The sequence below is a fragment of the Alkalihalophilus lindianensis genome, from assembly GCF_032843265.1.
GTDB classification, from domain to species: Bacteria; Bacillota; Bacilli; order Bacillales; family Bacillaceae_D; genus Alkalihalophilus; species Alkalihalophilus lindianensis.
Genome location: NZ_JAWJBA010000005.1, coordinates 176,050 through 199,220 on the forward strand (window position 1 = coordinate 176,050; position 23,171 = coordinate 199,220).

The following is a 23,171-nucleotide window of genomic DNA, read 5'->3' on the forward strand; positions in this document are numbered from 1 at the left end:
AATGGATATTTTCGAGCAGGCGCAAATGATGCTACCTGCACACTATAAGCAGATGAGTGATGAAGAGCTAATTGCTCGTGCCCATAAACGAAAACATGAGTTAGGACCGGATTTATTTATTCCAGGCCACCATTATCAAAAAGATGAGGTGATTCAGTTTGCCGATGTCACAGGCGATTCTCTTCAACTAGCAAAAGTCTCAGCGACGAATCCCCATGCAAAATATATCGTGTTTTGTGGGGTCCACTTTATGGCTGAGACCGCGGATATTTTAACAAACGAAGATCAAACCGTCATACTACCTGACATGCGAGCTGGCTGTTCAATGGCTGATATGGCCACACGACAGCAGACTGAAATCGCCTGGGCAAAGCTGACTGAGCAATTTGGCGACTCGATTATTCCGATTACGTATGTGAATTCATCTGCTGCGATCAAAGCCTTTGTGGGAAGGCATGGAGGCGCGACGGTCACCTCATCTAATGCAAAAGAAATGTTGCAGTGGGCGTTTGCACAAAAGAAACGAATTCTATTCTTGCCTGATCAACACTTAGGTAGAAATACAGCTTATCAACTAGGAGTGAATCTAGAAGAGATGGTCGTGTGGAACCAGCAGACAGAGCAATTAGAGAACATGCATCCAACGGAAGAAGTGAAGATGATTTTGTGGAAAGGGCATTGCTCGGTTCATGAGAAATTTCGCTTACAGCATATTGAACAGATTCGTAAAGAGGAGCCTGATCGAAGAATTATTGTTCATCCCGAATGTACATGGGAAGTGACAACGGCGGCTGATGATGCAGGTTCCACTAAATACATTATCGAACAGATTGAAGCGGCGCCAGGAGGCAGCAAGTGGGCGATAGGAACTGAGATGAATTTAGTGAAACGATTAATGAATAACAACCCTCATCTCTCGATTCAATCACTAAATCCTGATTTATGCCCTTGTTTAACGATGAACCGAATTGACCTGCCTCATTTCGTCTGGACCCTTGATGTGATTGCTAGTGGAACACCACAGAATGTTATTCGTGTAGAGCCAGACGTAGCGAGGGAAGCGCAGCTTGCAATTGAGAGAATGCTTCTGTCTTTATAATATAGTACGAAGCTATCAGCATATAGATGTTGATAGCTTTTTTAGTGTGGAGATAATAAGAGTGACCGACTTGGTTTGTAGTGATATAATGACATAGTTTTAAATTGATATAGAGTGGCAAGGGGGGATTGGATGAGAGAGACAAAGACGATTCGGGAGAAAGTACAACTGCTCCTAGTAGTCATGTTGCCTATTCTTATCACACAGCTAGGGTTGTATGCAATGAACTTCTTTGACACGACGATGTCTGGGCAAGCAGGAGCCTATGATTTAGCGGGTGTGGCAATTGGTTCAAGCTTGTGGTTGCCTGTTTTTACGGGTTTAAGTGGTGTGTTATTAGCGATCACTCCGATGATTTCTCAAAGTATAGGAGCAGGCAATAGAGAAGAGGTTCCGTTTACAGTCGTACAAGGGTTATACGTAGCCCTAGTCTTGTCCATTGTTATTATCATCTTTGGTGGGCTGGCTCTTGAACCTGTACTTGGTTTGATGTCGCTTGAACCAGAAGTTCATCGTATCGCCTATCAGTATTTGATCGCACTGGGTTTTGGTATCATACCCTTATTCATGCATACTGTTTTGCGCTGTTTTATTGACTCGTTAGGGCAGACAAGGGTGACGATGTTTATCACCTTGCTTGCACTACCGATTAATATATTTTTTAACTACGTGCTGATTTTTGGGAAATGGGGCTTCCCGGAATTAGGGGGAGTCGGGGCAGGCATAGCCTCGACCATTACGTATTGGTGTATTTTTGGGGTTACTGTGTATTTCGTCTCTCGTGTAGAGCCTTTTTCGATTTACCGTATCTTTAAAACCTTCTACGGTGTATCGTTTGCGAAGTGGAAAGAATTATTAATACTCGGTTTACCGATTGGCTTTACCATTTTCTTTGAAACGAGTATCTTCGCAGCAGTGACATTATTAATGAGTGAGTTTGACACAGCAACGATTGCAGCACACCAAGCGGCGATTAATTTTGCATCATTTTTATATATGATCCCACTCAGTATCGCCTTTACATTAACGATTGCTGTTGGATATGAAGTAGGAGCAAAGCGTTTCTACGATGCGAAGCAATACAGTAAAATGGGAATCTGGATTGCCGTGGGAATGGGAGTTGTGGCTGGCTTAATTATCTTTGTCTTACGTGAGCCTGTTTCTGGGTTGTATACGAATGATCCAACTGTAGCAAGACTCATTCAAGCCTTCTTAATATACTCGATCTTCTTCCAATTATCTGATGCGATTGCAACCCCTATCCAAGGTGTGTTACGTGGGCATAAAGATGTAAACATTCCATTTGTAATGGCGCTCGTTTCATTTTGGCTGATCGGTTTACCGACTGGGTATGCTTTAGCAAACTATACAGCATTCGGTCCATTTGGTTATTGGATTGGGCTGATCACAGGTTTAGCCGTATGTGCAGCGGCCCTATTATGGAGGCTGCGTGTGGTTGAAGAACGTGTGAAGGTTGAATTAACTCAAGGAAAATAGAAGAAGGCTGTTTCAAGGTGATCAGTTCACTTTTGAAACAGCCTTTTTAATTTAAGGTAATATGGGAATCACGATGTTGGTAAATGCCGTCAAGCTTCTCACCTATATCTTCTTCAATCTCTTGGTTCGAAGGGAGCTCATCATAACTTTCGATAATCGTAAAGCTCTCTAGACATAGGAGGTGATAAGGATATTTTTCACCCTTATCCTCGATAATCGCATAGAGCTTATTACTTTTTGTGCTTACGAGATCTCCTACTTCCTTCACAGATCGCTTTCGATTAATCGTAATGTTCATGAGTTTACCCTCCTAAACGTTTTTTCAACAGGGTATCCCAATATGGTATTTTTTATACATGATTACTTCTTTTTCTTCTCGTTTGCTTTATTCGATCCATTATCAATCATTTCGCTTGCTACTTCTTGATTAAACATGCTTTCTGTTGGTGTTTGGTTATTAGTAAGTGCTTTATTTTGTTGCTTATTACGTTTAGTCATCATCAGTACTCCTTTCGTTGTGTAATTATGGTTTCATTGTTACTATTTGATTAAAGCGAAAACTTATACGAAGAAGGTGTCACGATGGCCAAAAAGAAATATTATGTGGTTTGGAATGGACGAGAAAAAGGTATTTTTACCACTTGGGCAGAATGTGAAGCACAAGTGAAAGGTTTCACAGGAGCTCGTTTTAAGTCCTTTCAGTCAGAAGCTGAAGCAAAGGCAGCTTTTAGTGGAGGAACAACATCGGTATCGCCATCAAAAACCAAAAGAAGCACTTCTGCAAAAAAAGAAGTAGATGTTGTAGCAGAAGTGAACTGGGATAGCATTTCAGTAGATGTTGGTTGTAGAGGGAACCCTGGAATTGTTGAATACAAAGGAGTTCACACGCAGACGGGTGAAATTTTATTTGCTCATGATGAAATTCATATTGGGACTAATAACATGGGTGAGTTTCTGGCGATTGTCCATGGATTAGCCTATTTAAAAGAGCAAGGTTCAAATAAACCTATTTATTCAGATTCGATGACTGCTATTAAATGGGTCAAACAAAGGAAAGCAAAATCAACACTTGATCGCAACGAGAGAACGGCATATATTTGGTCCCTTATGGATCGTGCCGAAAAATGGTTACAGGAAAATGATTATCAAAACCCAATCTTAAAATGGCATACGGAAAAATGGGGAGAGATCAAAGCAGACTACGGAAGAAAATAAAGTTATAGTAAAGAAAACTCTAATTAAAGGGGGGCCAACTATGTACACGTTGTTACGAGAAAAGCAGAAGCAGTTCTTCTATACTGGTCAAACAAAAGAGTACCGCTACCGAAAAAAGCAATTAGAACGGTTAAAAGAAGCCATGCAGCAAAATGAAGATGAGTTGCTTGAAGCATTGAAAAAGGATCTTAATAAAACGAATGAAGAAGCTTTTTTAACAGAGCTTGGCCCAACGTATCAGGAAATCACGCATACGCTTAAGCATCTTAAAGAATGGATGAGACCAGAGAAGGTTAAAACACCTGCTTCTCATGTCGGATCAATTGGAAAAATTCATTATGAACCGTATGGTGTGGCCTTAATTATTGCTCCATGGAACTATCCCCTTCAATTAGCGCTCTCTCCTTTAGTCGGAGCAATCGCTGCTGGAAACTGTGCCATCGTTAAGCCTTCAGAGTTAACCCCACACACATCTAGAGTGATTGCTAAACTGTTAGATGAAACGTTTGATGAAGAGTACATCAAAACGGTAGAAGGTGCGGTTGATGTGAGTCAAGCTCTATTAAAAGAGCCATTTGATTATATTTTCTTTACGGGAAGTGTAGGAGTCGGAAAGATCGTAATGGAAGCAGCCTCAAAGAATTTGACTCCCATAACACTTGAGCTCGGTGGCAAAAGTCCAGCTATTGTTTCTGATGATGCAAAGTTAGACCTTGCTGCTAAGCGAATTGCATGGGGGAAATTTTTAAATGCTGGTCAAACCTGTGTAGCACCCGACTATGTTCTTGTACATGAAAAAGTGTACCCTTCCTTTTTGAAAAAGATCAAAAAGCATGCTAAAGCATTATTTGATAAAGCGTTGGAGCAAAGAACTTATCCGCAAGTCGTAAGTGAGCGTCATTTAGAACGGTTAGTAGGGTTTATACATGATGGTGAAGTCCAACTAGGTGGTCATTACAATGTGGAGAACCGCACACTAACACCAACGATTTTAACGAATGTAGAATGGAACTCATCCATTATGCAAGAAGAGATTTTTGGACCGATTCTACCGATATTTACGTACCAATCGCTTGATGAAGTTTTAGATAAAGTGCGTGAAAAAGCGAACCCGCTTGCTCTATATGTCTTTACAGAAAGCAAAAAGGTTGAAGCGACAATTATTGAAAACGTATCTTTTGGTGGGGGTTGCATCAATGATACGGTGATGCACTTAGCTACTCCTTACTTACCTTTTGGTGGTGTAGGTGAGAGTGGGACTGGTGCCTATCACGGAGTAGAAAGTTTCCGTACATTCTCTCATCGCAAGAGTATATTGAAGCAATCGACAAAAGTAGATCTTCCATTAAGATATAAACAAGGTAAATTAACGATGAAGGTATTGCGCAAATTAATGAATTAGCTCGTTGAAAATCTAAGATGGGTAGGTAATCATAAATGAAAGATAGTCATTACGATGTTATCGGTGTTGGAGTTGGTCCTTTTAATTTAGGATTAGCTGCATTGCTTGAAGAGAGAACGGATAAGAAAGCCGTCTTTTTTGATAAATCTGAGGTGTTTCAGTGGCATCCTGGAATGTTGCTTGAGCAATCTGACCTTCAAGTACCATTTTTGGCAGATCTAGTTACCCTTGCAAATCCCACAAGCCAATACAGCTTTCTTAATTACTTGCACGTACACAATCGTATGTTCCAATTTTATTTCTTCAAACGATTTGATGTGCCAAGACTTGAATACAATGATTACTGCAAATGGGTCGTATCGGAGCTTGGTAATCTTCAGTTTGGTCATCTCGTTACAGATGTAGTGTATGATGAGGGAAATAAAATTTATCAAGTAGAGGTTCAGGCTGTACAATCAAAAGAAACGTTTAAATGTACGGCTGAACATATTGTGGTAGGAACGGGAAGCGCTCCATTGATCCCAAGTCCAATTGACGAAAAGCTCAATGATGATATTATTCATACAAGTCGATATAGGCATTATGAACAAGATTTCAAAGAGGCAAGAAGCATAACGGTGGTAGGATCAGGGCAAAGCGCAGCTGAAGTGTTTTATGATCTTCTGCAAACGCAAGCAGACAATCACTATCAACTTACGTGGTTCACCCGCTCGGCGGGGTTCTTTCAACTTGAATCAGGCAAGCTAGGGCAGGAAGTATTCTCTCCTGATTATGTTGATTATTTTCAGAAGCTTCCTTATGACAAAAGGAAAGATGCCTTGCCGATGCTTGGTGGATTGCGGAATGGCGTGGAAGCAGAAACGTTACATGCTATTTATGACCTTCTGTACCACCGCTCGATCAACAGGGAAGATCCTGCCGTTACAATTCAAGCTATGACTGCTGTGAATGATGTAGTGAAAGTAGAGCCAAGGTTATATGAACTTAAATGCGAACAATGGCAACAGGAAGAAGAATTTACACATGAATCAGAAAAGGTTATTTTTGCTACGGGCTATAAACCGTATATGCCAAAGTGGTTGTTAAATATGCAAGATGACTTTAAATGGGAAAGTGAGAAAGAATTTGTCGTCACGCGTGATTATCGATTAGCCTTCCATAATGAACGTAACAATCATATATTCATACTTACTAATCTAGAGCATTCTCATGGTGCTAGTGCGACAAATCTAGCACTATCCGTTAGACGGAACCAAACCATTATCAATTCAATTGTTGGTGATGAGATCTATCCATTGCATTCCAATACCGTTTTTCAACAATTTGATAGAAAAGAGAACAGATCATAGTCAGTGGCTATGATCATTTTTTTATTTTCAGTGAGCATATTATTTATCATTAATAAGTAGTTATTGATAAAATTAAACAGCGATATTGAGAAGACCTTATACTATATTCCTTTTATATCACTATTTGGAGCACTGATTATATTTAAAATTTAATAACGTTAATTATTTAATTAAAATTATTATTAATAAGGGTTGACATCAGTTGTCTTCCTGGATAAAATGATAACTGTAATTAAATAATAATAATTATAAATAAGGAGTTGTTCTAACAATGACTGACAAACGTATGGTAGCAAAACAAGCTCCAAGATTCGAAATGGAAGCTGTTATGACTAACAAAGAATTTGCGAAAGTAAGCCTTGAAGAAAATATGAAAAAAGATAAATGGACAGTCCTATTTTTCTACCCAATGGATTTTACTTTTGTATGTCCAACTGAAATTACTTCTATGAGTGATCGTTTTGATGAATTTGAAGATTTAGATGCAGAGGTTATAGGGGTATCAACAGATACAGTTCATACTCACAAAGCTTGGATCAATACATCTCGTGATGACAACGGTCTTGGAGAGTTGAACTATCCATTAGCTGCTGATACAAATCACACGGTATCACGTGAATATGGCGTTCTTGTAGAAGATGAAGGTGTGGCACTTCGTGGATTATTTATCATCAGTCCAGAAGGTGAATTAATGTATTCGGTCGTTAATCACAACAACATTGGGCGTGATGTGGATGAAACATTACGTGTCTTACAAGCATTGCAAACGGGTGGACTTTGCCCGGCTAACTGGAAGCCTGGTCAAGAAACCCTTTAATAAAATATCTTAAATTAAATAAAAAGGGGCAGATTGTCCCTTTCTCTAACATAAATGATTCAGAGAGAAGGAGAGAATTGAAATGAAATTACGTGAAGAAATGCCAGAATTAACAGGTGCAACAAAATGGTTAAATGATGAAGTTACAAAGGAAGAATTGCTATCAAGTGGGAAAGCAACATTAATCCATTTTTGGTCTGTAAGTTGCGGATTGTGTAAGGAAGCTATGCCTGAGATCAATGAATTCCGTGATGAATTTGAGGATGAATTAAATGTAGTGGCAGTACACATGCCACGTTCAGAAAAAGATCTTGAGTTGTCTGTTATTGAAGCGATGGCACAAGGTCATGACATTAGTCAGCCTACTTTTATTGATAGTGAACACAAATTAACAGATGCATTTGAGAATAAATATGTCCCTGCTTACTATGTATTTGATGAAGAAGGAAAGCTTCGTCACTTCCAAGCTGGCGGAAGTGGTATGGATATGCTTCGTAAACGTGTGAATCGTGTATTAGGAAATGAACAGAAGTAATTCTCTTAAACTCTTTAGAAGAAAATAGAATTTTAAACGATATTTAAGCCTATTAGGAGGAATTCACATCATGAAAAAGTTATCAACGAACCAAGGTGCTCCCATTTATGATAACCAAAATTCACGTACAGCAGGTCAAAGAGGCCCAACGCTACTTGAAGATTACCAATTGATCGAAAAGCTGGCCCACTTCGATCGTGAACGTATTCCAGAGCGTGTCGTACATGCACGTGGTGCGGGTGCTCACGGTGTCTTTAAGGTGAAGAATAGTTTAAAGCGTTATACAAAAGCTGCTTTGTTCCAAAATGAGGGACAAGAAACACCTCTATTTGTTCGCTTTTCTACGGTTATTCATGGTCAGCATTCACCTGAGACTTTGCGTGATCCGCGTGGATTCTCGGTCAAGTTCTATACAGAAGAAGGGAACTGGGACTTTGTTGGTAATAATTTACCTGTATTCTTTATTCGTGATGCAATGAAATTCCCTGATATGGTTCATTCCTTAAAGCCTGACCCACGTACGAATCTTCAAGACCCTGATCGTTATTGGGACTTCATGACGCTTCGTCCTGAATCAACAAATATGATGACCCATCTTTTCTCGGATGAAGGGATTCCGGCGAGCTACCGTCATATGCGTGGATCAAGTGTTCATGCTTTTAAGTTGATTAATGAATATGGCAACATGGTCTATACCAAATTCCGTTGGGTACCAAAACAAGGTCAGAAGAACCTCTCAATGGAAGAAGCGGCTAAGGTGCAAGCTGATAACTTTAATCATGCTTCACAAGATCTATATGAGGCGATCGAACAGGGTGACTATCCAGAGTGGGATCTATATGTTCAAATTCTAGATCCGGCTGATATGGACAAATTTGATTTTGATCCATTAGATGCTACAAAAGATTGGTTTGAAGAGGATATCCCTTATCAGCTTGTAGGGACAATGACTCTTAACAAGAACCCTGAGAATGTGTTTGCTGAAACGGAGCAGGTTGGGTTTAACCCAGGTGTTGTCGTACCTGGTATCGAGCCTTCAGAAGATAAACTTCTACAAGGCCGTCTATTCTCATACTCAGATACGCAACGATACCGTGTTGGTCCAAACTACTTACAGCTTCCAATTAACTGCCCATTTGCGCAAGTGAATAACAATCAGCGTGATGGTGCAATGACATATAAGCAGCAACCAGGTCATATTAATTACGAACCAAACCGCTATGAAGATACACCAAAGGAAGATGGTGCTTATACTGATCCACAAACTCCAATTCATGGGGTAACGGGTCGTCAACCGATCGATAAGCAAAATGACTTCGGTCAAGCGGGTCAAGTGTGGAGACGTTATTCTATAGAAGAGCAAGATGCAGTGATTAAAAACATTACTGCAGACCTTGAAGATGTAGCAGAACAAACAGTGATGCTTGCAATCTGTAACTTCTATCGTGCCGATGAAGAATTTGGTCAGCGTTTAGCTGATTCTCTTGGAAAAGATATTACACCGTATGTTGAGAAGCTAAAGCAAATGTAATAAATGAAAGATGAGTCTAGTCCTAGACTCATCTTTTTTTATATTTTTTGTTCCCATTCACTTTTAAGCATCCCATAGATAACATGATCAACATAATGATCATAGAGCCATTCCGTTTGACGGACGGTGCCTTCCTCTATAAATCCTAGACGCTCGGGAATAGCACGACTTTTTTTGTTTTCTACAGCTGCATGGATTTCAACTCGATTTAAGTTCAATTCGTTAAAGGCATAAGTAGTCAATGCTTTTGCCACATCGGTCATAATCCCCTTTCCTTGATACTCACTTCCTAGCCAGTAGCCCATATAAGCAATTTTATTTGTCCAATCAATTTTATTAAAACTAGCTACACCGACAATTTTCCCTTGGTACACAATCAAAGTAGTAAGGCTTTTTTGTTCGGCATAACTTTTTAAAAAGGAGAGGAAAGAAGCTTTGGTGTCTTCAACTGTTTTAGAGGAATCGACCCAAGGGAGCCACTTTCTTAAATAAGCCCTGTTCTTATCCACTAATTGAAAGGTTTCGTCGGCATCTTGAATAGAAACTAGCTTTAATGCGAGGTCATTACGAATTTGATAGAGAAACATGAGTGAACCCTCCTGGTGGATAAAATTTCTATATACCTTACCATGGGTCTAGTTTCATGAGCAACTGGATTTGTAAATAAAGGTTGAAGCTTTACGAACAAAAAAACTAGTAATATAATAAAAAAAGTACATATTGAAAGAAAATTATAATTTTTCACTTTTATTCGTCAGTTATATAAGGTTTTTACAAACAAGGAGGAAAAGTAATGACTGTTCAATATGATCCACAGTGTTATCCGTATTCATCAAAGCGTAATGTGACATATGGAAGAAAAGGGATGGTTGCAACGTCCCAACCTCTTGCAGCTCAAGCAGGGCTAGATATCTTAAAACAAGGAGGGAATGCAATTGATGCAGCCATTGCTACTGCGGCTTGTTTGACTGTAGTAGAGCCAACGTCTAATGGTATTGGCTCAGATTGTTTTGCTCTTGTATGGGTAGATGGAAAGCTACATGGTTTAAATGGAAGTGGACAAGCACCAGAGTCGCTATCAATTGAAGCGGTTAGAGCAGCAGGTTACGATAAAGAATTACCTAAATTCGGGATGACACCTGTTACAGTGCCTGGTACACCTAAAGCTTGGGCGGAGTTATCAAAGAAATTTGGAAAGCTATCACTTACAGAAGTATTAGCGCCTGCTATTGAGTATGCGGAAAATGGATTCCCAGTCTCACCAACACTGGCTACATATTGGAAAGGAGCATTCAAGACATTTTCGAAGCTCTTTAAAGGGGAGGAGTATAAGTCATGGTTTGCCACATTTGCTCCTAACGGGAAGGTACCAGAAGCAGGAGAGATGTGGAGCTCGCCGGGTCATGCAGATACGTTAAGAAAAATAGCAGAATCCAACGCAGAAGCTTTCTATACGGGAGAGATTGCAGATGAAATCGACTCCTATTTCAAGCAATATAATGGTTACTTGCGTAAGGAAGACTTAGAAGCTTACGAACCAGAGTGGGTGGAACCGATCTCAGTCTCTTATCGTGGATACGATGTATGGGAGATTCCTCCGAATGGACAAGGACTCATTGCATTAGAAGCTTTAAAGATATTGGAAGGTTATGAGTTTGCTGAGAAAGATTCAGTGGACACCCTTCACAAGCAAATAGAGACAATGAAGCTTGCTTTTGTCGATGGGATGAATTATATTACTGACCCTAAAGAGATGAAAATTTCTCCAGAAGCCTTACTTTCAGAAGCATATGCAAGTGAGAGAAGATCGTTAATCGGGGAGGAGGCAATGACTCCTGAGCCAGGAACTCCACCAAAAGGAGGAACGGTTTATCTAGCAACTGCAGATAGTGAGGGGAATATGGTCTCCTTTATCCAAAGTAACTATATGGGATTCGGATCTGGAATTGTGATTCCTGGCACTGGGATTGCCATGCAAAACCGTGGACATAATTTCTCTTTGGACGAGAATCATGATAATTGTTTGAAGCCCGGAAAGAAAACCTATCATACGATTATTCCAGGTTTCTTAACGAAAGATAATGAAGCAGTAGGGCCATTTGGGGTGATGGGTGGCTTTATGCAGCCTCAAGGACATGTGCAAGTGGTTATGAATACAGTTGATTTTCATTTGAATCCACAAGCTGCTCTAGATGCACCACGCTGGATGTGGTCAGAAGGTAAAACGGTTCATGTGGAAGGGAGTTTGCCAACTCATGTAGCACAAGCCTTAAAGCGAAGAGGACATGATATTCAGGTAGCTCTTGATGGAGGGCCATTTGGAAGAGGACAGATTATTTGGAGAAATCCTAAGACGGGCGTGCTAGTCGGTGGTACAGAGCATCGTACGGACGGTGAAGTGGCGGCCTGGTAAATAAGAAAAAGGGTTCATCCGTTAAGGTTGAACCCTTTCCTTATTTGCTTATAATCTTTAGAAATAAGTTTATAACTTTAAGCCACTGCGGCTTTTAAAGCGTCGTAATAAGATATGACTCTCTACACGGGTGATTCCTTCTAATGCATATAATTCTTCATTAATAAAATTCTCTAACTCATCAAAGTCTTCTACTAAAACATGCATATGTAGAGTACTTGGCCCGGTCATTTGATAGCAACTTGCTACTTTTGGGTTTTCTGCTAGTGTCTCTGCTACCCAAACGAGCGAGGTCGGTTCACAATCAACTTCAAAAAAAGCAGAAACGGACTTACCCACTTTATCTGAATTAATGACGACACTGAATTTCTCAATCACACCTTCTTCAGTTAGCTGATGGATTCGCTCCCTTACGGCAACCCGTGAGAGACCTAATTCCTTGGCGATATCGACATAAGACATTCGTCCATTGTCTGTTAATAAAGCTAAAATTTTTCGATCAGTCGCATCTATTTTCATCGTAGTCACCACTTATTCTTTAAGCTTCTTTCATTATATAAAAGCAAGGTGCATCTGTCACTTTTTGATCGTTAAAAATTTAGCAGGGAGCATTTTTTGTGTGTTTAATAAATAAAAGAAATGAAAATATATATTTATTGTTCATTTGTTAAGTTATATAAGGTAAAATGTAATCGTAAATTATAATAAAGGAATCATTTACTATCATTTTGTCAGAGGTGAGACAATGAATATTACTTTACAGCGTGATCTATTCATCGCGTTTTTTCGTTCGGGAATGCTTGGGTATGGCGGCGGCCCTTCAGCAATTCCACTTGTACATAAAGAAGTAGTGGAGCGTTTTAAATGGATGAGTGATCAAGAGTTTGCTGATGTATTAGCCCTTGGGAATGCCCTACCTGGGCCCATTGCCACAAAGATGGCAGGGTATATTGGCTATAGAGTAGGAGGTTGGGTTGGTCTTGTGAATGGGCTTATTGCTACTGTTCTACCTACAGTACTTTTAATGATTGGGCTTATTGGACTTCTATCTTCTTATCGGGACTCAAGAATCGTTGCTGGCATGACGACTGCTGTAGCACCCGTTGTTGGAGTGATGTTATTTGTGCTAACTGTTCAATTTCTAAAGCAGTCGAAAAAAGGGATTGGTTTACTAATAACTGTAGCTTTAAGTATAGTAAGTCTGATTGCTTATCAATTTTTAAACATCCATCCGGCCATTATCATAGGAATGTTAATTGCTTATGGGTTATTAGCTCGTCCAAAAGGTGAAAAGAAAGGAGAGGCTTCCTCATGATCTATTGGGAACTTTTTTTAGCCTTCTTCATTCCTGGGATTGTCGGATATGGCGGGGGGCCTGCGTCTATTCCGCTTATCCAAACAGAAGTCGTTAATCGTTACGGCTGGTTAACGGTCGAAGAGTTTGGAGAACTACTTGCCATTGGAAATGCATTGCCTGGTCCGATTGCAACAAAAATGGCGGGATATATTGGATATGAAGTAGGTGGAGTAATGGGTGCCTCGGTAGCTTTATTTGCTACAGTCGCTCCCTCCTTAATCATAATGATTTTCTTACTTGGTATCCTTTATAAATTTAAAGATTCGCCACGTGTCAAACGAATGACTGCTTTAATTAAACCAACCATTGCCATCTTACTTGGAGTATTAGCGTTTCAATTTTTCGATACATCTGTGGTGAATGCAGGGTGGTTACAAACAGGCTTTTTAATTATTATTAGTTGGCTTTTGCTTGAGAAGTGGAAAGTACATCCTGCTTTTGTCATTGCAGGAGCTTTGCTTTATGGTGGATTATTTTTAGGGCATGGTGCTTCATGACGATTAGGGCTATTCTTCGGGGTAGCCCTATTTTAAATTTATTTAAATGTTCAAAATCTTATAGCGATATAAAGAAAGGTTTGATAAAGTGATAATAGTACGAGAAGCGAAATAATTAAGGAGGAATATACATATGAGTTATCCACAGAATTGGGATTTAGAATCGTTTTTTAAAGGTGGAAGTACATCTGAGGAGCTTCATTCATTTGTTCAGAATACAGATCAAATTCTAAAAGAGTTTACTCAAAGATTAAATCAATCTCTATCATTAAGAGAACTTGAAACAGTTATTCATGATCTTCAAGAGGTGATGCAGCATACGAGAGAATCGGGAGCATTTATTAGTTGTTTAACTGCTCAAAATGTAAAAGATGAACAGGCTACATTATGGCAGGGGAAGGTGCAAGAACAATTTACAGCTGTCCAAAATCTTGTTGTAGGTCTTGAAGAAAAACTTGTGGCTCTCACTCCTGATGAATGGAGCACGTTAATTGAAACCGAATCATTAAAAGAGGTTCGCTTTAATTTAGAAGAAAGAAAGGATGCAGCAGATGACAAATTAAATCCCGCAGAAGAAAAGCTTGCTGCTGCACTAGCAATTGATGGGTATCATGCATGGGGTGCAGTGTATAACCAGGCAGTAGGTCGTATGCAAATCTCTTTTGAGGAGAATGGAGAAACAAAGCTTCTTTCAGCAGGACAGCTTCAAAATCGTCTCAATAGCTCTAATCGAGAGACTCGGGAACAAGCATCTGTTGTATCGGAAGAAGCATGGCAAAAGGAAGCACCGTTATTTACATCGACGCTCAATCATTTAGCTGGTTACCGATTAAAGCTGTACGAAGCACGTGGATGGGATGATGTGTTAAAAGAGCCACTTGCTATAAACCGAATGAGTGAGAAAACACTTTCGGCAATGTGGGAGGCTATTACAGAGAATAAACCTCGTTTTTATGAATTTATGGACCGCAAGGCACAATTACTAGGTGTGAAAAAACTTGCGCTTCACGATGTTCATGCTCCTCTTCCAACAGAGGAAGATGCGACGATTTCATATGATGCGGCTTGTGATTTAATCATTAAGCATTTTAATAAATTTAGTCCAAAGCTTGCTAGATTCACAGAAGGGGCTCTTCGTGATGGCTGGGTAGAGGCTGAGGATCGTGCTGGTAAACGTCCTGGTGGTTTCTGCACATCTTTTGGATTATCAAAGCAATCACGCATTTTCATGACGTATGACGGGACAATGGCCAATGTTGCTACCCTTGCGCATGAATTAGGTCATGCTTACCATAGTCACTGCTTAAAAGAAAAACAACCTTTTGCCCAACGTTATGCGATGAATGTTGCAGAAACAGCCTCGACTTTTGCAGAAACGATTGTAGCGGATGCACTGGTCAGTGAGGCCGAAGATGCAGAGGTGAAACTTGCTTTACTTGAAAATAAAGTGAACCGAGCACTTGCTTTCTTTATGAACATTCATGCTCGATTTCTCTTTGAAACTCGCTTTTACGAGGCTCGTAAAAAAAAGCTCGTTTCAACAGGTGAGTTAAATGAACTAATGGAAGAAGCACAGCGCGAGGCGTATGGAAATCAACTAGAAACCTATTCACCAACTTTCTGGGCTTCAAAACTTCATTTTCATATTACGGGTGTCCCTTTCTATAATTTCCCTTATACGTTTGGTTACCTATTTAGTATGGGAATTTATAAGCGTGCTCTTGAAGTGGGGCGTTCATTTGAAGATGATTATATCTCTCTCCTCGAAGACACAGCGAGTATGAGTGTTGAAGAATTAGCTGAAAAACACTTACAAGTAGATTTATCAACTAAGACATTCTGGCAAGAAGCAATTAATGTTGTCTTAGCCGATGTGGATGAATTTATGAAGTTAACAGATAACTAGTATAAATGACCAAGAAGTAAAGTGTTACTTCTTGGTTTTTTCTATTTGATAGGTCTTTATTACTGGTATAAAAGGTAATATATTGTGTCTTTTTTTAGAGATATTATGGTAAGATATATTTGCAATCGATGGAATTCATCAAAAATTGCAAATATATAAGGCAGGTGAAGTAGATGGGGAGAGGTTCAGTAGGTCAAAAGTTGATAGCTAGTTTCGTTTTAGTCGCTATTATTTTCAGTATTGCTAGTTTGTTTTCATACATAAATGTTAAGAAAGTTGACCAGTCATACCAGGAGTTAACTGGTTTAGTTCGAGATCTAGAAGTGACTTCTTTAAGAATGGAAAGTAATTTAAATCGGACGAGCAGTAATCTTAGAGGATACATGTTGACAGGTGAGCGAGAGATGCTTGAACGATTCTATGAATATAATGGTCAAGTGAATGTGTATATAGAAGAGCTTAAACTATTAATACCTGATGGAGATGTAGCCGAGAGAACGGAGCTACTAAGCCAACTAAATAGCGATTACTTGCAACAGTCAAATGTTGCAATCAATCAATTTCAATTGAATCCTGAAGGAGCAATTGAGATTGTAAATACTGAAGTCCTCCCAATTGCTAGGGAAATACTTGCAGAATCCGAAGAGTTTACGAATCAAATTGCCGACTATCGTACAGAAAGAGCAGATGCAATAGCAAGTGATGTACAACAGTCGATTGTTTTAACAGTCATTATTAGTATCATTGCATTTATTGTAGCTATTGGATTAGGTATCATATTATCAACAGTTATTACAAAACCACTGAAACAAATGAAATCAGCTGCTGAACGAATGGCAAGTGGTGACTTAACAGTGACGGCTGATAAAGTGAGAGGCAATGATGAAATGGCTGCTTTAGCAACTGCATTTGGATTAATGCAGGAACAGCTTCGTACATTAGTGAGTCAATTATTAACAAACTCAGATCAAGTGGCGGCTTCCTCAGAAGAGTTATCAGCTAGTGCTGAGCAGACATCTCGCGCAACCGAGCATACAGCTTCAGCTATAGAGAGAATTGCAAAGGGGACAGATGATCAATTGCATGCTTCTGATCACAGTAGAGTGCTCTTAAGTGAAGTAGCAAACGGTGTAGAAGAAATTGCTTCAAATGCGACAAATGTAGAGGAGCATTCTGAGTTGTCCCGCCAATTCGCAGCCGATGGTGGCAAGCTCGTTCGAGAAACGGTTGTAAAAATGAATGCCATTGATCAATCCGTTAAAGATTCTGATCAAGCGATTCAAGGAATGTCTTCAAAAGCTGAAGAGATTGGTGGTATTTTAGATGTCATTCGTAGCATTGCTGATCAAACAAACCTTCTTGCCTTAAATGCAGCGATAGAAGCAGCAAGAGCAGGTGAGCATGGGAGAGGATTTGCAGTCGTAGCAGATGAGGTGAGAAAGTTAGCTGAACAATCTTCAAATAGCACGCTGCAAATCAATGATTTAATTTCAGCCATGCAAACAGAAACGAAGCTTTCAGTATCCATGATGGATCTTGTAAAGGAAGAAGTGCGTGTGGGACTTGAAACAGCAAATAAAACGGATGAAAAGTTTACGGCGATTAGTGAAGCAATTGAGTCGATGAATGAGCAAATAGAACAGATGAATCGAACAGCTCAAGCAATGGCTGAGAAGTCATCTGTCGTTTCTGACTCGGTCAATAACATGACGAGCATTGCCAAAGAATCAGCTGAACACACTTCCACCGTCAGTGCCTCGGCAGAAGAGACTTTAGCGTCAATGGAAGAGGTAACCTCATCAGCCCATGCATTAACTACAATGGCTGAAGAACTACAACAACTTGTTAAAACATTTAAAATAGATCATTAAAAAAGAAGGATCATTTGATCCTTCTTTTTTATCTGTTAATGAGATTCTTCTTGCTTTAAATAACGTTTATCTTTCATAAATAATCTCCAAAAGAAAATAAAAATTGGAACTAGAACCGCCATACCAACCCCGTATCCGATTAGCAACAACTGAAACATGGTATCGTTTGTAAAGGCATCATAAATGGTTACGTCTGGATATAAGAAATAAGGCATATGGGCAGAACCATAGGCAAAGCTAGCCAAACCAAATTGGAGAGCGATCAATAGAACAGCTACTCGCGGTTGCCCGATACTTACTTTTTTAGAAGGCCACCATAAGGCACTATAGCCAATGGTAAAGGCAAGTAGGGATAAAGTGAACCAAAGCCATTCATTTGCCATGTTTTCAAACATCCAAAAAGCTTCAGGGATCAAGGTGAAAATAGCAGCAACGGCGAACGCTAACGTTATCGGTCCTAGAACAATCGCATTTTTACGGTAGACATGATAGGTTTCTTCAGAATTGGCCTCTCTCGCATAATCACTTAAAAGAAGAGAAGATAAGAAAAGCTCTGTACTTATTCCAAAGCCGATATGGGTGTAGAATGTTGGACTTGTGAAAAGTTGATTCACTAATACATATTGCCGGTCGCCAACCGTTTCAACAAAACCTCCTATTGCTGCAGGTAAAATGCTCACAAGAAGTGCGGGTATTAAAAGCCCGGTCACTCCAGAAATAATCACAAGCATATTCGTGTATTTTTGAACTGAATAGGAGTACACCATAAATGCACTTCGGATTGTCAATAAAATTAAGACGAGACAAAAGGGGACAATTAAAATCGTCCCTAGAGATGAAGCCGCACCAGGAAAGAAACCAACAAGCGCGACAACAAGTAACACTAAAAAAACATTAGTTACTTCCCATGAAGGGGATAAGTAACGATTCGCAATGCTGGCTGCTTTTGTGTCCGTTCGTTTTCGATAGAACATTGCCCAAAAGCCTGCTCCAAAATCGATCGAGCCTGCAATGGCGTAGACGAATAAGAAGATCCACAAAATGATAATGGCAATATAGACGTTCTCCATTTTTATGTTTGATCCCCTTTCTTTTTGAAGTGAAAACTACGTAGTTGATAAAGGTTGTTCAAGTTCATGGGTAACCGGATTACGTTTGAAATAGTAATGCATAACAAGTCCCGTTAAGACAAGCAAGCTAATATAAAGAGTTAGAAATAAAAAGAAGAGCATACCGAGATTTCCAGAGTTTGTAGCCGCTTCTGAAGTACGTTGAATACCAAATATTGTCCACGGTTGCCTACCGGTACAGCTGAAAATCCAGCCGGTCTCAACCCCAATCATAGCAAGGGGGCCACCAAGAATAAGCGCACCTAATAGCCATTTAGGATACGGCTTTTGTTTCTTTCGTCCCAAAAACCATATGACCCAGTAAAGGGCAGCTAATCCAAGAAGCGCTGTACCGATTCCTACCATTAGATTGAATAAGGTGTGGACAAAAAGTGGGGGCCACTCATCCTGAGGGAAATCATTTAACCCTTGAACAACGCCATCTGTTGTCCCGGTTGCTAACCAACTAAGCATTCCAGCTATTTCAATGCCACCAACTACACGACCGGCATCAGGGTCCGGTGTACCCAAAATGGCAAGGGGAGCATTAGATTGGGTTTCAAATAGACCTTCAGCTGCCGCCAGCTTTACGGGGATTTCCTCATGTAGCATAATTGCTGTGTCATGCCCGTTATTTGCAGTGTAGAAGGACATGAGTAAGGCAACACCTAATGAAAGCATTAATCCTTTTTTGTGGTAAGTTGTCTCACGATCAGTCAATCCACCGCGAAATAGTCTATAAGCGGCAACAGAAGCTAACATGAAGGCGCCTGTCATATAAGCACTCCCAATCACGTGCATAGCCGTTACATAGATGCTTGGGTTAAATACAGCTTCGAGTGGGCGAACATTGGACACAACCCCATCTACATAATCAAATCCCCTCGGTGTATTCATCCAAGCATGTGCATCCGTAATTAAAACGGCCGAAGCAGTTGCGCCTAAAGCCACAAAAAAAACACTGACGATTCTCATTGTGGGAGTAAGACGATCAGCGGCATATACGTAGATAGAGAGAAATAACGCTTCAATAAAGAAGGCGAAGATTTCAATTTGAAACGGAAGAGCAATGACTTGACCTACAATTTCCATGTAGCCAGGCCATAATAGAGACAACATAATCGCAACGATTGTGCCAGAGGGAATCGCCACCCCGAGTAAAATCGCTACACCTTTCGTCCACCTTTTTGCAAGAAGTCCGTAATCCTCATCTTTCTTTAGTAAACGCATAATTTCAGCGAGCAATATCATTAGAGTAATCCCAACCCCTAATGTGGCAAAAATAATATGGAACGCCATCGACGATCCAAATAAACTGCGTGCTAATAAAACGTTATCCATCTCGTTCGTTCCCTTCTAGCTGATGTATTCCATGCATTTACTTTGTGTTGTGATCACTGGGATTATGCACTAAATTTTCCAAATGCAAAAAAACCACCTCAATATGAGATGGTTTCGTTAAGGATGATTACTTGGCTTTGACTGTTTTAGATGGAGTATTTCTTTCTTCAATCCTTCTTTCGACTTTAGCGAGAAATTCTGGATCATTTAAAAGCTGTTTTTTATTTTCAAGAACTAATTTATCGAAGTTTATGGCTTGACGTCTCATTAACCACCATTCCTTATTCGTATGACTAGCAAGACAGGCTTGCTGTACTTACATTATACCAAGGGTAGAAAGTATATGAGGGTTAAATTGTTACAATTTTTTGATAAAGATGAAATTTGACGGTTTGTGTCGACTGTTTCTAATGTATTTCTCTCTCACATAAGATGTAAAAAAGTGAAAGGGTGGTTTGATGAATAGTCATGCCTTAAGACAATTGGCCGAAACCAATTCAATCATAGAAGAATTGATGAAAACAGAAAGTTCAGATGTGCTAATGATTGATTATTTATCTGTAGTTGCGACAAGGGAAGAGGCTTCGTTTTTATGGAGGCAAGTTCTTCAAAGTAGAAGAAGTCATTACGACTGGCTTAGAGGGTTATTTTATCAAATGAATGGACGTTGGCCTGAAGTAGATCAAGAAATTTTCCAGCCACCTTCTACATATGAAGAAGGGCTCGACATTCAAATAAGGCGATTAGAAAATCGGAAAGTACAAATGATGAAGTTAATGAATCAAACCATAACGCTTTATGTTCATCAATCACTGCAAATTATTTATAACCAAATGCAGTACGAAGAATTGTTACTAAGGCAACTGCAAAGGTTTGAATAAAGGAGAGCATATCATTTAGCTGGTATGCTTTTTTTAGATGAAAAAGAGCTGGAAAAAATTAATCTTAAATGAAAGCGCTTACCATAAAATTTAGGTATTTACAAGAGGTTGTTTAATTGTTAGAATATTTTTAACATTTAAAGAAAGCTATTGGAGTTGTTCCTCATCTAATTGAACGGTTGTTCGATGTGAGGAGGACATTCCCAAAATAAAGAGAAACAACTAGGAGGAGAGAGGCATGACAGTATCAGAAAAGAAAAAGTTTGAAGATCTACAGAGAAAAATTGAGAGTTTAACACATGAATTGAACGAGTTGAAGAAAGTTGATAAAGAAGGCTTCGAGCCTCTTGAGACAGATCATTTTCTTACACAAGCATACAATTAATGTTAAAATGGAGATGTTTAACAATTGTTAAACATCTCTCTTTTTTAATGAAGTGAATTTTGGAAGGAGTTATTGTTATGGCCGTGAAGACAGAGAAGATTCATTGTCTTACCATTCCTACACCATTTCTTGTTGGTCCTGTGAATTGCTATGTAATTGAAGGTGAAACGTTAACGCTAGTAGATACTGGTCCGAAAACGGATGAAGGTTGGGAGTTATTAAAGAGTGGTATTGAGTCAATTGGGTATTCAGTCGATGATGTAGAGCAAGTAGTCTTAACACATCATCATCCTGATCATGTGGGGTTAGTCGCAAGATTTAACAAGGCGAAGGTAATTGGGCATGAGTTAAATCAATTATGGCTCTCGCGCGATCCTGACTTCTTTATGCAATATGCTCGCTTTTTTAAACGACTTTACCTTCGACATGGATTGAACACGGAACAACTTAAAGTGATTGAGCGATCAAGTCTAGGGTACCTTCACTTTGTGGATAAGACGAATGTTGACGTGTTTGTTGCACACGGAGATAAGTTACCAGGTCTAAGTGATTGGCGAGTCATAGAAACACCTGGTCATGCACAAAGTCATCTGTTGTTTCTAAGGGAGTCAGATGGAGTTGCAATTGGTGGAGATGTTTTATTATCTAAAGTTTCTTCGAATGCTTTACTTGAAGCTCCTCTAGAAGGGCAGGAAAGACCGAGAACATTATTACAATATCGTGAATCTCTTGAAACGATAAAAAATTTACAAATAAGCGAACTACACACAGGGCATGGCCCATCGATTACGGATGTGACTACGCTCATTGATAATCGACTAACAGCTCAAGAAGACAGGGCACGTGTGATTTATGACCATTTAAAGAGTGGGAAAATGACGGTTAATGAGCTAGGTGCTAAAATGTTTGGACGTAGTCACCATAAGCAACCTGAACTAACATTTTCTGAAGTGTTTGGTCACTTGGACCTTTTAATGGATGACGACCTTATTGTCGAACGGCATGAAAATGACCTCACTTATTTTGAGATAAAGTGAATGGTTATTCATTCATAATTTTAATTAATTAACATTCCTTTTTATTTCTCTGAATTTATTGGTAATATTATAAGAGAGGCCACTTATGAGGAGGAAAGCGTTATGGAAATGGAAAAGAAACCTTGTCAAACGCTATGCAAAGGATTGTGGATTGGCGGTGCTGTTGCCCTTACGGTAATTCTTGCGAAGAAAGAATGGCGCGAGAAGTTAAAGGAAGAAGCGTCTGAATTAAAACAGGGTACAACTGAAGCCTTGACCTTTATTCGTGAAAACCGTGAGCAAATCTTTGATCAAGTTCGTGATACTGCAACAGAAGTTTCACAAGTTATTCGTGATATTAGTGAAGATGTGAAAAAGATATCAGAGACTGCTTCTCACCTCAAAGAAAGTTCCGAGGAGATTATCCAAGCTACAAAGGATGCTGCCTCAGAAGTAAAGCAATTAAAAAATAAACCTCATGCATAACTCAAAAAAAATCGGACATGATAATGTTTAAGGACGGTAGATAATCTGCTGTGCTTAACACCGACTTTAGAACAAATAGTTGTTCAGAGATACAATAGGCAAGTTGCGAATTTGTAGTGATAACCTTAATTGAGGTGATTACATTGAAGGAGAATAACATAGACTTTCAGGATTGTTAGTAAACAATATTGAAGTGAGGTGTCTCCTAAAGACAAACATCGTTTCGACCCCAGATTGTTCATTGAATAAAGAATATCTGTTCTAGGTTGGTGAATGGAGGTGACCACATTGCGTCGGTCACCTCCATTACTTTGATGAGAGTAGGTGTATGACATGAGCCAAAAGAAAAAGCCAAAAGCAAATGCTCATCACTCTGGGCATAAGCATGCCAACAATCATAAAACAAGTAGTTCAGCTAATAAACAAAACGGTTACCATTAATTCAAAGCCCTCGTTCTCTTGAA

24 protein-coding genes are annotated in these 23,171 nt (G+C 39.5%); 17 read left to right on the top strand and 7 right to left on the bottom strand.

What is annotated here, in order from left to right; all coding sequences use genetic code 11:
• Window position 1: 1 nt before the first annotated feature.
• Both nadA and RYX56_RS15730 read left to right on the top strand, forming a co-directional pair.
• On the top strand, window positions 2-1,099 hold the full coding sequence (nadA, locus tag RYX56_RS15725) for a quinolinate synthase NadA (RefSeq protein WP_317123075.1): 1,098 nt from the start codon (window positions 2-4) through the stop codon (window positions 1,097-1,099).
• Between the two features lie 132 nt (window positions 1,100-1,231).
• The gene (locus tag RYX56_RS15730) at window positions 1,232-2,596 is read left to right on the top strand and encodes an MATE family efflux transporter (RefSeq protein WP_317123003.1); all 1,365 of its coding nucleotides are present in this window, start codon (window positions 1,232-1,234) and stop codon (window positions 2,594-2,596) included.
• 46 nt (window positions 2,597-2,642) lie between these two features.
• Here RYX56_RS15730 and RYX56_RS15735 read toward each other — a convergent pair whose 3' ends face one another.
• Both RYX56_RS15735 and RYX56_RS15740 read right to left on the bottom strand, forming a co-directional pair.
• Window positions 2,643-2,894, bottom strand: a complete 252-nt coding sequence (locus RYX56_RS15735) for a hypothetical protein (RefSeq protein ID WP_012957520.1) — start codon at window positions 2,892-2,894, stop codon at window positions 2,643-2,645.
• Between the two features lie 62 nt (window positions 2,895-2,956).
• Window positions 2,957-3,094: a hypothetical protein gene (locus RYX56_RS15740; protein WP_317123004.1), complete on the bottom strand. Its 138-nt coding sequence runs from the start codon at window positions 3,092-3,094 to the stop codon at window positions 2,957-2,959.
• A gap of 84 nt (window positions 3,095-3,178) precedes the next feature.
• Here RYX56_RS15740 and rnhA point away from each other — a divergent pair, with 84 nt between their 5' ends.
• The 6 genes from rnhA (at window position 3,179) to RYX56_RS15770 (ending at window position 9,445) form a co-directional block, all read left to right on the top strand.
• Window positions 3,179-3,811 (top strand): ribonuclease H, encoded by a 633-nt coding sequence (rnhA, locus tag RYX56_RS15745; protein ID WP_317123005.1) that lies wholly within the window; start codon window positions 3,179-3,181, stop codon window positions 3,809-3,811.
• A gap of 40 nt (window positions 3,812-3,851) precedes the next feature.
• Complete coding sequence (locus tag RYX56_RS15750; protein ID WP_317123006.1) at window positions 3,852-5,213, top strand: aldehyde dehydrogenase; 1,362 nt, start codon at window positions 3,852-3,854, stop codon at window positions 5,211-5,213.
• Window positions 5,214-5,248: 35 nt separating this feature from the next.
• Complete coding sequence (locus tag RYX56_RS15755; protein WP_317123007.1) at window positions 5,249-6,562, top strand: lysine N(6)-hydroxylase/L-ornithine N(5)-oxygenase family protein; 1,314 nt, start codon at window positions 5,249-5,251, stop codon at window positions 6,560-6,562.
• 271 nt (window positions 6,563-6,833) lie between these two features.
• Window positions 6,834-7,379: a peroxiredoxin gene (locus RYX56_RS15760; RefSeq protein WP_317123008.1), complete on the top strand. Its 546-nt coding sequence runs from the start codon at window positions 6,834-6,836 to the stop codon at window positions 7,377-7,379.
• An 82-nt stretch (window positions 7,380-7,461) separates the two neighbouring features.
• On the top strand, window positions 7,462-7,914 hold the full coding sequence (locus RYX56_RS15765; RefSeq protein ID WP_047973500.1) for a TlpA family protein disulfide reductase: 453 nt from the start codon (window positions 7,462-7,464) through the stop codon (window positions 7,912-7,914).
• Window positions 7,915-7,984: 70 nt separating this feature from the next.
• Window positions 7,985-9,445 carry a catalase gene (locus RYX56_RS15770; protein WP_317123009.1) on the top strand — a complete coding sequence of 487 codons (1,461 nt, stop codon included), beginning with the start codon at window positions 7,985-7,987 and terminating at the stop codon, window positions 9,443-9,445.
• Window positions 9,446-9,483: 38 nt separating this feature from the next.
• Here RYX56_RS15770 and RYX56_RS15775 read toward each other — a convergent pair whose 3' ends face one another.
• A complete protein-coding gene (locus tag RYX56_RS15775; protein ID WP_317123010.1) occupies window positions 9,484-10,032 on the bottom strand; it encodes a GNAT family N-acetyltransferase in 549 nt (182 codons plus the stop codon).
• 206 nt (window positions 10,033-10,238) lie between these two features.
• Between RYX56_RS15775 and RYX56_RS15780 the strand changes: the two genes are divergently transcribed.
• Entirely contained in the window at window positions 10,239-11,858 is a 1,620-nt protein-coding gene (locus RYX56_RS15780; protein WP_317123011.1) for a gamma-glutamyltransferase family protein, read from the top strand.
• A gap of 69 nt (window positions 11,859-11,927) precedes the next feature.
• On the opposite strand, the gene RYX56_RS15785 is transcribed toward RYX56_RS15780, so the two are convergent.
• A complete protein-coding gene (locus tag RYX56_RS15785; protein ID WP_317123012.1) occupies window positions 11,928-12,377 on the bottom strand; it encodes an Lrp/AsnC family transcriptional regulator in 450 nt (149 codons plus the stop codon).
• Between the two features lie 226 nt (window positions 12,378-12,603).
• Between RYX56_RS15785 and RYX56_RS15790 the strand changes: the two genes are divergently transcribed.
• The 4 genes from RYX56_RS15790 (at window position 12,604) to RYX56_RS15805 (ending at window position 17,489) form a co-directional block, all read left to right on the top strand.
• Window positions 12,604-13,173, top strand: a complete 570-nt coding sequence (locus RYX56_RS15790; RefSeq protein ID WP_317123013.1) for a chromate transporter — start codon at window positions 12,604-12,606, stop codon at window positions 13,171-13,173.
• Window positions 13,170-13,712 carry a chromate transporter gene (locus tag RYX56_RS15795; RefSeq protein WP_317123014.1) on the top strand — a complete coding sequence of 181 codons (543 nt, stop codon included), beginning with the start codon at window positions 13,170-13,172 and terminating at the stop codon, window positions 13,710-13,712. The genes RYX56_RS15790 and RYX56_RS15795 overlap by 4 nt, the downstream gene beginning before the upstream one ends.
• A 133-nt stretch (window positions 13,713-13,845) precedes the next feature.
• Window positions 13,846-15,618 carry a M3 family oligoendopeptidase gene (locus RYX56_RS15800; RefSeq protein WP_317123015.1) on the top strand — a complete coding sequence of 591 codons (1,773 nt, stop codon included), beginning with the start codon at window positions 13,846-13,848 and terminating at the stop codon, window positions 15,616-15,618.
• A 173-nt stretch (window positions 15,619-15,791) separates the two neighbouring features.
• Window positions 15,792-17,489 (top strand): methyl-accepting chemotaxis protein, encoded by a 1,698-nt coding sequence (locus RYX56_RS15805; protein WP_317123016.1) that lies wholly within the window; start codon window positions 15,792-15,794, stop codon window positions 17,487-17,489.
• A 35-nt stretch (window positions 17,490-17,524) separates the two neighbouring features.
• Here RYX56_RS15805 and RYX56_RS15810 read toward each other — a convergent pair whose 3' ends face one another.
• From RYX56_RS15810 to RYX56_RS15820, 3 genes are all read right to left on the bottom strand, one after another.
• Entirely contained in the window at window positions 17,525-18,559 is a 1,035-nt protein-coding gene (locus RYX56_RS15810) for a cytochrome d ubiquinol oxidase subunit II (RefSeq protein ID WP_317123017.1), read from the bottom strand.
• Between the two features lie 36 nt (window positions 18,560-18,595).
• On the bottom strand, window positions 18,596-19,939 hold the full coding sequence (locus tag RYX56_RS15815; protein WP_317123018.1) for a cytochrome ubiquinol oxidase subunit I: 1,344 nt from the start codon (window positions 19,937-19,939) through the stop codon (window positions 18,596-18,598).
• Between the two features lie 127 nt (window positions 19,940-20,066).
• Window positions 20,067-20,207: an FbpB family small basic protein gene (locus RYX56_RS15820; RefSeq protein ID WP_317123019.1), complete on the bottom strand. Its 141-nt coding sequence runs from the start codon at window positions 20,205-20,207 to the stop codon at window positions 20,067-20,069.
• A 190-nt stretch (window positions 20,208-20,397) separates the two neighbouring features.
• Between RYX56_RS15820 and RYX56_RS15825 the strand changes: the two genes are divergently transcribed.
• From RYX56_RS15825 to RYX56_RS15840, 4 genes are all read left to right on the top strand, one after another.
• Window positions 20,398-20,820 (top strand): hypothetical protein, encoded by a 423-nt coding sequence (locus tag RYX56_RS15825; RefSeq protein WP_317123020.1) that lies wholly within the window; start codon window positions 20,398-20,400, stop codon window positions 20,818-20,820.
• Window positions 20,821-21,058: 238 nt separating this feature from the next.
• Window positions 21,059-21,205 (top strand): hypothetical protein, encoded by a 147-nt coding sequence (locus RYX56_RS15830; RefSeq protein ID WP_317123021.1) that lies wholly within the window; start codon window positions 21,059-21,061, stop codon window positions 21,203-21,205.
• A gap of 77 nt (window positions 21,206-21,282) precedes the next feature.
• Window positions 21,283-22,242, top strand: coding sequence for an MBL fold metallo-hydrolase (locus tag RYX56_RS15835; RefSeq protein WP_317123022.1), 960 nt, complete (start codon window positions 21,283-21,285; stop codon window positions 22,240-22,242).
• Window positions 22,243-22,344: 102 nt separating this feature from the next.
• Window positions 22,345-22,707 carry a hypothetical protein gene (locus RYX56_RS15840; RefSeq protein ID WP_317123023.1) on the top strand — a complete coding sequence of 121 codons (363 nt, stop codon included), beginning with the start codon at window positions 22,345-22,347 and terminating at the stop codon, window positions 22,705-22,707.
• Window positions 22,708-23,171 lie beyond the last annotated feature (464 nt).

Coding starts and splice junctions, on each gene's coding strand:
- nadA (WP_317123075.1), top strand. CDS start 2: ATGGATATTTTCGAGCAGGCGCAAATGATGCTACCTGCACACTATAAG.
- RYX56_RS15730 (WP_317123003.1), top strand. CDS start 1,232: ATGAGAGAGACAAAGACGATTCGGGAGAAAGTACAACTGCTCCTAGTA.
- RYX56_RS15735 (WP_012957520.1), bottom strand. CDS start 2,894: ATGAACATTACGATTAATCGAAAGCGATCTGTGAAGGAAGTAGGAGAT.
- RYX56_RS15740 (WP_317123004.1), bottom strand. CDS start 3,094: ATGACTAAACGTAATAAGCAACAAAATAAAGCACTTACTAATAACCAA.
- rnhA (WP_317123005.1), top strand. CDS start 3,179: ATGGCCAAAAAGAAATATTATGTGGTTTGGAATGGACGAGAAAAAGGT.
- RYX56_RS15750 (WP_317123006.1), top strand. CDS start 3,852: ATGTACACGTTGTTACGAGAAAAGCAGAAGCAGTTCTTCTATACTGGT.
- RYX56_RS15755 (WP_317123007.1), top strand. CDS start 5,249: ATGAAAGATAGTCATTACGATGTTATCGGTGTTGGAGTTGGTCCTTTT.
- RYX56_RS15760 (WP_317123008.1), top strand. CDS start 6,834: ATGACTGACAAACGTATGGTAGCAAAACAAGCTCCAAGATTCGAAATG.
- RYX56_RS15765 (WP_047973500.1), top strand. CDS start 7,462: ATGAAATTACGTGAAGAAATGCCAGAATTAACAGGTGCAACAAAATGG.
- RYX56_RS15770 (WP_317123009.1), top strand. CDS start 7,985: ATGAAAAAGTTATCAACGAACCAAGGTGCTCCCATTTATGATAACCAA.
- RYX56_RS15775 (WP_317123010.1), bottom strand. CDS start 10,032: ATGTTTCTCTATCAAATTCGTAATGACCTCGCATTAAAGCTAGTTTCT.
- RYX56_RS15780 (WP_317123011.1), top strand. CDS start 10,239: ATGACTGTTCAATATGATCCACAGTGTTATCCGTATTCATCAAAGCGT.
- RYX56_RS15785 (WP_317123012.1), bottom strand. CDS start 12,377: ATGAAAATAGATGCGACTGATCGAAAAATTTTAGCTTTATTAACAGAC.
- RYX56_RS15790 (WP_317123013.1), top strand. CDS start 12,604: ATGAATATTACTTTACAGCGTGATCTATTCATCGCGTTTTTTCGTTCG.
- RYX56_RS15795 (WP_317123014.1), top strand. CDS start 13,170: ATGATCTATTGGGAACTTTTTTTAGCCTTCTTCATTCCTGGGATTGTC.
- RYX56_RS15800 (WP_317123015.1), top strand. CDS start 13,846: ATGAGTTATCCACAGAATTGGGATTTAGAATCGTTTTTTAAAGGTGGA.
- RYX56_RS15805 (WP_317123016.1), top strand. CDS start 15,792: ATGGGGAGAGGTTCAGTAGGTCAAAAGTTGATAGCTAGTTTCGTTTTA.
- RYX56_RS15810 (WP_317123017.1), bottom strand. CDS start 18,559: ATGGAGAACGTCTATATTGCCATTATCATTTTGTGGATCTTCTTATTC.
- RYX56_RS15815 (WP_317123018.1), bottom strand. CDS start 19,939: ATGGATAACGTTTTATTAGCACGCAGTTTATTTGGATCGTCGATGGCG.
- RYX56_RS15820 (WP_317123019.1), bottom strand. CDS start 20,207: ATGAGACGTCAAGCCATAAACTTCGATAAATTAGTTCTTGAAAATAAA.
- RYX56_RS15825 (WP_317123020.1), top strand. CDS start 20,398: ATGAATAGTCATGCCTTAAGACAATTGGCCGAAACCAATTCAATCATA.
- RYX56_RS15830 (WP_317123021.1), top strand. CDS start 21,059: ATGACAGTATCAGAAAAGAAAAAGTTTGAAGATCTACAGAGAAAAATT.
- RYX56_RS15835 (WP_317123022.1), top strand. CDS start 21,283: ATGGCCGTGAAGACAGAGAAGATTCATTGTCTTACCATTCCTACACCA.
- RYX56_RS15840 (WP_317123023.1), top strand. CDS start 22,345: ATGGAAATGGAAAAGAAACCTTGTCAAACGCTATGCAAAGGATTGTGG.